This is a genomic window from Janthinobacterium leeuwenhoeki (genome assembly GCF_051380795.1).
Taxonomy (GTDB): Bacteria; Pseudomonadota; Gammaproteobacteria; order Burkholderiales; family Burkholderiaceae_D; genus Janthinobacterium.
Genome location: NZ_JBNYXT010000005.1, coordinates 139,302 through 150,674, shown reverse-complemented (window position 1 = coordinate 150,674; position 11,373 = coordinate 139,302). Strand labels below are relative to the sequence as shown.

10 protein-coding genes and 1 tRNA gene are annotated in these 11,373 nt (G+C 64.4%); 7 read left to right on the top strand and 4 right to left on the bottom strand.

Translation table 11 applies throughout. The annotated features are described in order from the left end of the window. The first annotated feature begins 215 nt into the window (after nt 1-215). Nucleotides 216-292: transfer RNA gene (locus ACQ4WS_RS06720), tRNA-Met, on the top strand. 83 nt (nt 293-375) lie between these two features. On the opposite strand, the gene ACQ4WS_RS06715 is transcribed toward ACQ4WS_RS06720, so the two are convergent. Then, a complete protein-coding gene (locus tag ACQ4WS_RS06715; RefSeq protein WP_436474785.1) occupies nt 376-942 on the bottom strand; it encodes a hypothetical protein in 567 nt (188 codons plus the stop codon). Nucleotides 943-1,260: 318 nt separating this feature from the next. Between ACQ4WS_RS06715 and ACQ4WS_RS06710 the strand changes: the two genes are divergently transcribed. From ACQ4WS_RS06710 to dbpA, 6 genes are all read left to right on the top strand, one after another. Further along, nucleotides 1,261-1,779, top strand: a complete 519-nt coding sequence (locus tag ACQ4WS_RS06710; protein WP_436474783.1) for a sigma-70 family RNA polymerase sigma factor — start codon at nt 1,261-1,263, stop codon at nt 1,777-1,779. 1 nt (nt 1,780) lies between these two features. Beyond that, on the top strand, nt 1,781-2,788 hold the full coding sequence (locus ACQ4WS_RS06705; RefSeq protein ID WP_436474782.1) for a FecR domain-containing protein: 1,008 nt from the start codon (nt 1,781-1,783) through the stop codon (nt 2,786-2,788). 101 nt (nt 2,789-2,889) lie between these two features. Next, complete coding sequence (locus ACQ4WS_RS06700) at nt 2,890-5,394, top strand: TonB-dependent siderophore receptor (protein WP_436474780.1); 2,505 nt, start codon at nt 2,890-2,892, stop codon at nt 5,392-5,394. 123 nt (nt 5,395-5,517) lie between these two features. After that, nucleotides 5,518-7,182: an acid phosphatase gene (locus tag ACQ4WS_RS06695; protein ID WP_436474778.1), complete on the top strand. Its 1,665-nt coding sequence runs from the start codon at nt 5,518-5,520 to the stop codon at nt 7,180-7,182. A 223-nt stretch (nt 7,183-7,405) separates the two neighbouring features. After that, a complete protein-coding gene (locus ACQ4WS_RS06690; RefSeq protein WP_034758223.1) occupies nt 7,406-7,642 on the top strand; it encodes a hypothetical protein in 237 nt (78 codons plus the stop codon). Between the two features lie 110 nt (nt 7,643-7,752). Continuing rightward, complete coding sequence (dbpA, locus tag ACQ4WS_RS06685) at nt 7,753-9,171, top strand: ATP-dependent RNA helicase DbpA (RefSeq protein WP_436474776.1); 1,419 nt, start codon at nt 7,753-7,755, stop codon at nt 9,169-9,171. On the opposite strand, the gene ACQ4WS_RS06680 is transcribed toward dbpA, so the two are convergent. The 3 genes from ACQ4WS_RS06680 to cysS are packed head-to-tail and all read right to left on the bottom strand — an operon-like array spanning nt 9,158 to nt 11,364. Beyond that, complete coding sequence (locus ACQ4WS_RS06680; RefSeq protein ID WP_436474775.1) at nt 9,158-9,709, bottom strand: hypothetical protein; 552 nt, start codon at nt 9,707-9,709, stop codon at nt 9,158-9,160. The two genes, dbpA and ACQ4WS_RS06680, sit on opposite strands and share 14 nt — an antisense overlap. Beyond that, nucleotides 9,702-9,932, bottom strand: coding sequence for a hypothetical protein (locus tag ACQ4WS_RS06675; RefSeq protein WP_436474774.1), 231 nt, complete (start codon nt 9,930-9,932; stop codon nt 9,702-9,704). Before ACQ4WS_RS06675 ends, ACQ4WS_RS06680 begins: the two co-directional genes overlap by 8 nt. Nucleotides 9,933-9,987: 55 nt before the next feature. Next, the gene (gene cysS, locus ACQ4WS_RS06670; protein WP_436474772.1) at nt 9,988-11,364 is read right to left on the bottom strand and encodes a cysteine--tRNA ligase; all 1,377 of its coding nucleotides are present in this window, start codon (nt 11,362-11,364) and stop codon (nt 9,988-9,990) included. Between the last annotated feature and the right edge of the window lie 9 nt (nt 11,365-11,373).

Genomic DNA, 11,373 nt, shown 5'->3' with positions numbered 1-11,373 from the left:
GTGGAGCAGTCTGGCAGCTCGTCGGGCTCATAACCCGAAGGTCACAGGTTCAAATCCTGTCCCCGCAACCAATACATAAAAACCGCTGACTCCTGCAAGGGATGCAGCGGTTTTTTCCATTGCGGCGCGCTATGTCCGCGACCATCATGCAAAGCAAATACATTCCGTGCCGATCGGCTCCTTTCGCAATGCAACAAACTCGGTTATAATTCGCCTGCGGGGTGGAGCAGTCTGGCAGCTCGTCGGGCTCATAACCCGAAGGTCACAGGTTCAAATCCTGTCCCCGCAACCAATACATAAAAACCGCTGACTCCTGCAAGGGATGCAGCGGTTTTTTCATTCCAGGCCTGGTTTCGCCCTTATTTGCGCGATGACTTACGCGGTGACGCTGGCCCTGATCTGCCTGGCCGCCGCATGCAGGCTGGCCGCCACCCGTTCCAGCTTGTCGGCTCCCGCCGTTTCGGCCAGGGCGGCAAAGGCGCTGATATGAAACGTGGCCACCATCGCTGGCGACACTTCGAACTCCAGCGCGGTCTTGCTCAATTCCGTCGACGCCGCGAGATAAGGCTCGCTACCCGCCTCGAAAGCCTGCTTCGTTTCCAGCAATTCCTGGCCACCTTCCGCCTTGGCCAGGCAAGCGTCGACCTTTTGCTGGAAGGCCGGCAAGGTATCGCGCACGGGCCCGGCGTCCGGCGCCGCTTCGGGTTCCGGCTCCGCTGGCGCAGGAGGGGCGGTGGCCGGCTTGTCCGCCGCCGGCATGTCGCGCAGGGTGAGCCAACGCTCGACGGCGAGGAAATCGGCAAAGGGCTCGGCCACCTTGGGATTCATCAGCCAGACCTCGCCCGTGCGCCAGTCGATCCGGGCGCCGCGCTCATTTCTCGCCAACAAAATATCCTTGCCGCCATCGGCATTCGACACCCGGCCGATGTCGAGCCAGTTCATCAATTCCGCCTGGCGCGACATCGCGTTGACCCGATGGAAAAAGGCCAACCATAAGAATCTGGCGACCAAAAGAATCAGGGCACCGCCAACCATCCACATCATTTTTCGCTCCGCACCACATCGACAGCCCGCATTTTCTCACATGAAAGCTTGCGCCAAGGAAACTTTTACATCTGCCGTGCGATAGCGCGAATCCGACGCCGCGCGGCCCGGGCGCGCAGTCGCATTTCAGCAACGCCACGTTTTCCTGATTGCCTGGCGTGCGCCGCTACGTTATTATGAGAACAATTCTCATTTAGATTAAGACGTCCTGTACGCATGCTGTCCGCCCCTTCCCCGCCGTCCGATTTCCAGGCCCTGTATGCCGAGCACCACTCCTGGCTGCTGCACTGGCTGAAGCGCCGTCTGCACGATGCGGGGCTGGCGGGCGACCTGGCGCAAGATACCTTCATCAAGATATTCCTTGCGCGCAGCAGTGCCGGGATCGCGCAGCCGCGCCCCTTCCTGGCCACCATCGCCAGGCGCCTGCTGGCCAATCACTGCCGGCGCGAAGCGCTCGAACGGGCTTACCTCGACGCCCTGCTGCACCAGCCGCAAGCCTGCACGCCCTCGCCGGAAGCGATGTCCATGCTGCTCGAATCGCTGCAATTGATCGACCGCGCGCTGGACCAGCTCTCCGCCAAGGCCAAGGCCGCCTTCCTGCTGGCCCACCTGGACGGCATGACCTATGCCGAGATCGCTGCCGAACTGGGCACCACCACGCATTCCGTCAAAAAATACCTGAGCAAGGCCAATCTGCTGTGCTTTTTTGCCGTACCCGATTTTGCCGCGCCCTGAGATGCGCGGCGCCACCGTCTACGCGCAGGGCCAGCCCATCGACTTGGCCATCGCCATGCAGGCGGCCGAATGGCTGGCCACCCTGATGAGCGGCGCCACCACGCCGGCGGAAAAAGCGGCGTGGCAGCAGTGGCGCCAGGCGCACCCCGACCATGAACGGGCGTGGAAACACATCGAAAGCGTCAGCGGCAGCTTGCGGGCACTCGATGCGCAGGCCAGCCGCAAGGCGCTGCTGCCAAGTCCCATCTCGCGTTCCATCTCGCGCCGCAGCAGCCTGCAACTGCTGGCGTGGGTATCGGCCATCGGCCTCACGGGCTGGTTCGGCGCGCGCTCCCCCTACGCGCCCGACATGGCCCGCGCCGCGCTGGCCGACCTGTCCACCGGCGTGGGCGAACGCCGCGAGCTGACCCTGCCCGACGGCAGCCGTGTGCACCTGAACAGCAGCAGCGCCGTGAACATCCGCTACACGGGCACGCAGCGCCTGTTGCAACTGGTGCAAGGCGAAGTCTTCATCGCCACGGCCCGCGAAACGGGCCTGCCCTACCGCCCCTTCCTCGTCGAAACCGCGCAAGGCCACGCACAGGCGTTGGGCACGCGTTACTCGGTGCGCCAGGCCGATGGCAGCACCCTGGTCGCCGTCGAGGAAGGCGCCGTCCGGCTGATGCCGCGCCATGGCGAGGGCAATCTGCTTATCCGCGCGGGCCAGGGCGGCGGCATGACGGCGCGGCAGCTCTTGCCCGCGCACGCCGTCTCGCCCGACACTTGGGCATGGCGCCAGGGCTTGCTGCTGGCCGACGCCATGCCGCTGCGCGACTTCCTGCATGAATTGAGCCGCTACCGCCACGGCTTGCTGGGCTGCGACGACGCCGTCGCTGGCCTGCGCATCTCCGGCGTCTTCCCGCTGGCCGATCTCGACGCCGTGCTGCTGTCGCTGCCCGACTCCCTGCCGGTGGACGTGCGCCTGCGCACGCGCTACTGGGTGCAGGTCGAGGCGCGCCAGCCGCGCTGAAGCTTTATTTTGACGCCGACGAAAAAAAAGTACCCGCTTTCGATTCTCGCGTGACCTGTGTAGGCAACGTTCTTTTTTGACGACTACACCACAAGGTAACCATGTCTCCTGCCATTCATTCCAAGCCGCGCATCAAGCCCATGGCGTATGCCATCCAACTCGTCTTCATCGGCTCGGCCCTGCTGCTGAACGCCCAGGCGCCAGCCCTGGCGCAGGAAAGCGCCGCAGCGCCATCGGCCAGCCAGGACTCCCAGGATTTCCAGGTGCCGGCCGGCGACCTGGCAGCGGCGCTGCGCCAGGTCGCCAGCCAGTCCAGGGTCATCCTCAGTTTTACCCCTGAGCAGACGCGCGGCAAGACGTCGGCTGGCCTCGCGGGCCGCCACGACGTGCACGCTGCGCTGAACGGCGTGCTGCGCGGCACGGGCCTGAAGGCCGAGCGCAGCACCAACGGCAGCTTTGTGCTGCGCCCGACCGATACGGCGACGGGCGGCGAGGCGCTGTCGATGATGCCGGAAGTATCGGTCAAGGCGCAGCAGGATGCCACCGAAGGCTCGGGCGCGTATGTTTCCACCCTGCCGATCGCCACGGCTACGCCGCTGGGCCTGTCGATCAGGGAAACGCCCCAGTCGGTCAGCATCATCACGCAGCAGCGCATGCAGGACCAGGGCCTGAACACCATCGCGCAGGTCATGGCACAAACGCCGGGCATCACCCTGTTCTCGCTGGGCAGCGAGCGCACGGGCTTTACTTCGCGCGGCTATTCGATCACCAATTACCAGCTCGATGGCGTCAGCACGCATTCGGAAAACCTGGGCCTCAATGCGATACCGTCGCAAAGTCTGGCCGACATGGCGCTGTACGACCGCATCGAAGTGCTGCGCGGCGCCTCGGGCCTGATGACGGGCGCGGGCGATGCCTCGGGCGCCATCAACATGGTACGCAAGAAGCCGACGGCGCAGTTTCAGGCCTCCGTCGAGGGTGAGCTGGGTTCCTACGCTGAGCGGCGCGCCATGGCCGACATCTCGGGTCCGCTGAACGAAGCGCGCACGGTGCGCGGCCGCCTGGTGACGCTGTACGAGGAAGGCGACAGCATCATCGACGGCTACGGCCGCGACAAGAAAGTGATGTATGGCGTGATCGAGGCGGATATCTCCAGCGACACGAAGCTGACGGCCGGCATCACGCACCAGCGCAAGCGCTCGAATGGATCCTTATCCTACCTGGGCTTTCCCCTGTTCTACAGCAATGGCGCAATGACGGACCTGCCCCGCTCTTTCAGCCCGGCGGCCACATCGAATCGCTTCGGCACCAATTCGAGCGACATCTTCGCCACCCTGGAACACGCGCTGGCAAACGACTGGAAATTGAAAGTCTCGGCCAACCGCGTGCAGTCGTCGCAGGAAGAGCGCGCCGTCTACCTGAACGTGAGCGATGGCTTCCCCGACCAGGCCACGGGCGATGGCCTGCGCTTGAGCGCCGACTACCGCGATTACCAGCTCCAGGTCAACAGCGTGGACGTCAATGTGCGCGGACCGTTCAGCGCCTTCGGCCGCCAGCACGAACTGGTGCTGGGCATGGACTACAGCGAATTTCAAAGCACGACGGATGGCCGCTTCGACAAGAGCATCCAGCGCACGCCCGCCAATCTGTACCGCTGGAATCGCACGGCAACACCCGTGTTTGGCGATACCTTCGTCACCTACGACAGTACGCGCCGCCAGATCAGCGCGTATGCCGCCACGCGCCTCAATCTCTCCGAGCGCCTGAAACTGATCGCCGGCGCGAAGGTGCTGCGCTACAGCGAGAATTACATCTCGGATGCGCCTGCCGTGCCATTTTTCAGCGCATCCCCGGCCTCGGAGAGCCGCGTCTTCACGCCGTATGGCGGCCTGGTGTTCGATATCGACGCCACGCACAGCGCCTACGCCAGTTATTCCACTATCTATCAGCCGCAAGCCCAGCAAGACCGCTACGGCAAGCTGCTGGCGCCGCGCGAGGGCAAGACCTTGGAAGCGGGAGTCAAGAGCGGCTGGCTCGATGGCCGCCTGAACACGGCTGCCGCGCTGTACCAGATCCGCCAGAGCAACCTGGCCGAATCGGACCCGGGCTACACCGTGCCTGGCACGAACAATCCCGCCAACCGCGCCATCAAGGGCGCCAGGACCCAGGGCGTGGACCTGGAAGCGACGGGCGCACTGACGCCGGACTGGAACATCTCGGCCTCGTGGTCGTACAGCCAGACGGAAAACAATACCGGCAAGGCCATCCTGACCACCTTCCCGCGCCACCTGGTGAAGTTGTGGACCACCTACCGCCTGCCGGGCGAGCTGAATCGCCTGACGGTGGGCGGCGGCATGAACTGGCAAAGCCGCGTGTATTCCGACATCGACGCGTGGCAGATCAACAGTACCCTGCACTGGGAACAGAAGGCGTACTCGGTGGCCAGCGTGATGGCGCGCTACGACGTCAGCGACAAGCTCTCTGCCACCGTGAACGTGGCCAACCTGTTCGACAAGCAGTACACGGCGTCCGTATCGGACTGGTGGTACTCAGGCATGTATGGCCCGGCGCGCAAGGTAGCGCTGAAGGTCCGCTACCAGTTCTAGGCCCAGGGCCGGGCTGAATGTTTCACAGGGGCGCAGGGCCGGTGATACAATTTTCCCGCTTCACGGGCGTTGCCGGCCATTGCCGCCACCGCCCGTGCCCATAGAAACACCCAAGGAGAATGTGTGAAGGACCTCGCCCCCGCCCTGCCAGCCGATCCGGCCGACCAACCCGCCAATCCCTCGCGCCGGCGCATTTTTCAGGCCGCTTCCGCAGTCGGCCTGGCCGCCAGCCTGCCGGCGCTGGCCGACGCCGCGCCAGCCAGGAAGACCATCGCCAAGGGTTCGCTCGACGCGAAACTCAAGGCGCACGTCAAGAACGTCGTAGTGATCTACCTGGAAAACCGCAGCTTCAACAACCTGTTTGCCAACTTCCCCGGCACCAGCGCGCCCTTGTCCGCCGTCACGGCCGAACAGGCGCAGCAGCTGGACCGCGACGGCAAGCCGCTGGCCACCCTGCCGAAAATCTGGGGCGGCCTGGTGCCGAACCAGCAAAATATCGGCGGCATCGATTACCTGATCAAGGAAGACCAGATTTCCGGCCTGCCCAACGCCCCCTACAAATTGAGCGACGCGGCCGGCAAGCCCCTGCCAGAGAGCATCATCACGCGCGACCTGGTGCACCGCTTCTATAATAACCAGATGCAGATCAACGGCGGCAAGAACGACGGCTTTGCCGCGTGGGCCGACAGCGGCGGCCTGGTGATGGGCCATTACGGCGAAACGTCGAAAAACCTGAACCTGTGGCAAATCGCCGAGCAGTACACCCTGTGCGACAACTTCTTCATGGCGGCCTTCGGCGGCTCCTATATGAACCACCAGTTCCTCGTGACGGGGCGCGCCAACGAATATTTCAACGCGGCCGAGACGGCGGCGAAGAAAAAGATCGCCGTGCTGTCCGACGGCCCGCAAGGCGTGCGCCTGGCGATCTCCCCCGAGTGCCCCGCCTCCGCGCTCGATGGCAAGCCTAAGTACGTGAACGACGGCGCCCTCACGCCGGACGGCTATGCCGTCAACACCATGGCGCCGCCATATCAGCCCAGCTATGTCCGCCCCGCCTTCGACGGCGACCCGCTGCATGCCGACCCGGCGGACGCCAACACCCTGCCGCCGCAAACCTATGACACCATCGGCGACCTGCTGTCGCGCAAGGGCGTCAGCTGGGCGTGGTATGGCGGCGGCTGGCAAGCGGCGCTCGACCACAAAGGCGGCGGCAGCAAGCCGAACTTCCAGTTCCATCACCAGCCGCTGAACTACTTCAAGCAGTTCGCCCCCGGCACCGCCGCGCGCGCCGAGCACCTGCGCGATGGCGGCACGGGCGACAGCCCGATTTCGAACAAATTCCTCGCCGCCGCCGTGGCGGGCAAGCTGCCGGCCGTGACCTTCTACAAGCCGCAGGGCAATCTGAACCTGCATGCGGGCTACTCGGACATCGAATCGGGCGATCAGCACGTGGCCAACGTCATCCAGCATCTGAAGGAATCGCCGCAGTGGAAGGACATGATCGTGGTGATCACGTTCGATGAAAACGGCGGCTGGTGGGATCACGTGGCGCCTCCAAAAGGTGACCGCTGGGGTCCGGGCACGCGCATTCCCGCCATCGTCGTCTCGCCCTATGCGAAGAAAGGCGCCGTCGACCACAGTTTCTATGACACGACGTCGATCCTGCGCCTGATCACGCGCCTGCACGACCTGCCGCTGCTCGAAGGCCTGAAGCTGCGCAACGACGCGTTTGCGTCACGCGGCGCGCTGCCGCCGGGTGACCTCACAGGAGCGCTGAGCTTCCGCTGATTACACAATGGCGCCCCACACGGTGCAGCACGCCTGTGATACACTGCGTGCCGCACTTAAATCCGGAGGATAGGTATTCCTAACGGTTGTTCCAACAATGAGCCCGACTCCAGTAGCCGGGCTTTTGTTTTGTGGACGAGATGCACAGAGTATTCACACAGCGGACAGCTTTTTGCCCGCTCCCCGGCGCCATTTTTCGCGGCCAGGGACCAGAGGTTCAGAAATGAGAGATAAAAAAGACAACGCCACCATCGACTTGCCCGGTTTCGGCCCGCCGCCAGCGCACGAGGCGCCAGAGCCGGCGCCAGAGCCACAGCGCCGCACGCGCGCGCGCAAGGTGGCTTTGAAGCAGGTGCAGCTCGAATTGCTGGAGCCGACCGACGCCACGGGCCTGCCCGTATGGACGCGCGACGCCGGCCTTGATCTTACCGGCTTGCCTATCTGGGCGCCTGACAACTGAAACCCCAACGCTGGCGGCCGTTTGCCGCCAGCTTCCATCACCATCCGCACAAGGGCGTTGAACGCCTGTAGACTGTGCCCATCCACCTGCTTTTTACCCGGTCCCGCCCTATGAACGCCACTACTACCGCCTTTTCCAGCCTGCCGCTGACGCCCGCCTTTTTGGCCAACCTGGACTCGCTCGGCTACCACGAGATGACCACCATCCAGGCGCAAAGCCTGCCGGCGGTGCTCGATGGCCGCGACCTCATCGCCCAGGCGAAAACGGGCAGCGGCAAGACGGCCGCCTTTGGCATCGGCATCCTGCACAAGCTCAATCCGGCCTGGTTTGCCGTGCAAGGCCTGGTGCTGTGCCCGACGCGCGAACTGGCCGACCAGGTGGCCAATGAGCTGCGCCGCCTGGCCCGCGCGGCTGGCAACATCAAGATCCTGACCCTGACGGGCGGCGCGCCGATGCGCCCGCAAATCGCCTCGCTGGAACACGGCGCCCACATCGTCGTCGGCACGCCGGGCCGCATGCGCGACCACCTGGGCCGCGGCACCATCAATCTGAACCACGTGCAGACACTGGTGCTCGATGAAGCCGACCGCATGACGGACATGGGCTTTTACGAGGAAATCGCCGGCATCGTCAGCGCCTGCCCGGCGCGCCGCCAGACCCTGCTGTTCTCGGCCACGTACCCGGAAGACATCCGCCGCGCCACGGCGTCTTTCCTCGTCAATCCCCTGGAAGTGACGGTCGAGGCGCAGCACGACAACGACAAGATCGAGCAGCGTTTCTATGAAATCGGCTTCGACGAGCGCAATAGCGCCGTCGGCAAGCTGCTCAAACACTTCAAGCCGGAATCCACCCTGGCCTTCTGCAACACCAAGGTGCATTGCCGCGAACTGGCCGAGGAACTGCGCCAGCAAGGCTTTTCCGCGCTGGCACTGTACGGCGAGCTGGAACAGCGCGAGCGCGATGAAATCCTCGTGCTGTTCGCCAACCGCAGCTGCTCCGTGCTGGTGGCCACCGACGTCGCCGCGCGCGGCCTCGATATTTCCGACCTGGGCGCGGTGATCAACGTCGACGTGTCGAAAGACACGGAAGTGCACATCCACCGCATCGGCCGCACGGGCCGCGGCAGCAAGAAGGGCCTGGCCCTGTCGCTGTGCGCGCCGAACGAGAAAAAATGGGTCAAGCTGATCGAGCAGTACCAGAACAGCGCCGCCGAATGGCACGACCTGAAGGAACTGGCGGAAGATGACGGGATGGAGGCGCTGCCGGCGCCCATGGTCACCCTGTGCATCATGGGCGGCAAGAAGGACAAGCTGCGTCCGGGCGATTTGCTGGGCGCGCTGACGGGAGACGCGGGCCTCACCAAGGAGCAAGTGGGCAAGATCAACGTGTTCGAGTTCATGACCTACGTGGCGCTGGACCGCAAGGTGGCCGAAGCGGCCTTCAAGCGCCTCAACGCCGGCAACTCCTTGGGCCGCGACTTCGGCAATATCAAGGGCCGCAGCTTCAAGATGCGCTTTATCGAGGCGTAAGCGCCTGCAAGGCACGCAGGGCCGCCATGGCCCTGCATCCCGGATAGTCTTCCCATGCGGGGTAGCGCCTGCGGTAGTAGCAGTTCCAGTAGCTGACGGCGCGCCGCTCCAGTGTCTCCACATATGCGGGATTCTCCCGCAGATAGCGCGCCAGCGCATCGGTATTCCAGGCCGGCAGCGCCGCGCCAATTGCCGCGATAATCTCCAGCACGTATTCGCCGCACAGCTGCACGACGAACGGCACCGTCCACGCCCGCTCCTGCAGCAGCAGCTGTCTTAAACAGGCTTCCCGTAAATGGCCGTCATGGTGGCGCGTGCCCAGGCACAGGGCGAGCACGCCCGCGTCGCCTGCCAGCTGCGTACAGACCAGCAGCTGCTCGCGCTGGTAATACGTACGCACGGGAATGCGCAGCAGCCTGCCATCCTGATGCACGTCAAACGGTGCCGACGGCGCGTGCGGCTGGCCTGCGGACAGCGCGGGCAACAGCTGCGCCAAGGTGCCGGCGTATGCGGCCGGAAAGGCGTCCGCTTCAGCCATCGCGCCCCTCCCGGCAAACCTTGCGCACACCCAGCGCAGCCTTGTCCATCTTTTCAAAGATCACATTCGAATACCATTCGGCAGGATCGCCTTTCGTGCGCTTGCCCAGCGAGGTATAAAAGCCGCCATAGGTGAACAGGGCCGTGGTTTCCTTGCCCGGGCTGGCCGCCTGCGCGCAGGAGAAGGCCAGGCAAGCACTCAGCAATAGCAAACGACGCTTCACGGCATCTCCCGTTTCATCAGGCGGCCATTATGCCGCACTGGCACAGATAGCATCGTCACAAGAGGCGCGCCTGCTGGCCCTGTGGCGTATCGTCAATGTCATAGCCGGCCGCGCGCGCCAGTGCGCGCAAGCGGTCAGCCTCGGCCCACTGGCGCTGCGCGCGGGCGATAGCCCTTTCCGCCATCCACGCCTGCACCTGCCGCGGCACCGCCACCTGTACCGGTTGCCAGGCCAGCAGATCGAGTCCCAGCGCCGCATCGAAGCGGGCCATGGTGGCCTTTTTCACGGCGTCCGGCAACTCGCTTTTCAGCAGTTCCCAGGCCACGGCCAGCGCCCGTGGATAATTCAGGTCATCGTTGAGCTGCGCCGCGAAACGCGCCAGCCACGCAGGATCAGCCTCGCTCTGCGCCGCGCCAAGGCCATGCACGGTAGCGCGCAGGCGCGCCAGACCGCTGGCGGCGGCGCGCAAGGCGTCGTCCGTGAAATTGAGGCTGCTGCGGTAGTGGGCGCCCAGGCACAGGTAGCGGTAGGCCAGCGGATCGACTCCCTGCTCCACCAGGCTTTGCAGGCGCAAAAAGTCGCCCGAGGATTTCGACATCTTCGCATCCTGGGTCTTGAGGAAAGCGCCATGCAGCCAGAAATTGGCCAGGCGCGTGCCGTGGCGCGCCTCCGTTTGCGCGATCTCGTTGCTGTGGTGGACGGCCACGTGGTCTTCGCCGCCGCAATGGATGTCGAAATACGTCCCAAGGTGCTTTTCCGCCATGGCCGAGCACTCAATATGCCAGCCCGGGAAACCAAGGCCCCACGGGCTGTCCCACTCCATCTGGCGCTGGCCCGGCACGCCGCTGAACTTCCACAACGCGAAGTCGCAGACATCGCGCTTATCGCCCAGCTCCACGCGCTTGCCCGCCTGCAGGCCGTCGCGCTTCAGGCACGCCAGTTTTCCATAACTGTCCTGGCGCGTCGTGTCGAAATAGATGCCGTCGTCCGTGCGGTAGGTATAGCCCTTCGCTTCCAGGTCGAGAATGAAGGCGATCTGCTCCGCGATGTGCTCCGTGGCGCGGCACCAGACGGTGGGCGGCAGGATATTCAACTGGCCCAGATCGCCCTCGAACGCGCGGGTAAATTCGGCAGTGATGTCCCAGGCGGACTTGCCGCTGCGGGCGCTGCGCGCCTCGATCTTGTCGTCGCCGCTGTCCGCATCCGACGTCAAATGGCCCACGTCCGTGATGTTCATCACGTGGCGCACCTGCAAGCCATTGAACTCAAGCGCGCGGCGCAAGCCGTCGACGAACAGATAGGTGCGCAGGTTGCCGATGTGCGCGTAATCGTAGACGGTGGGGCCGCAAGCGTACAAGCCCGCCTTGCCCGGGGTGATGCTTTCGAAGGGCCGCAGGCTGCGGCTATACGTGTCGTACAAATGAAGTGTCATGCGGGACTT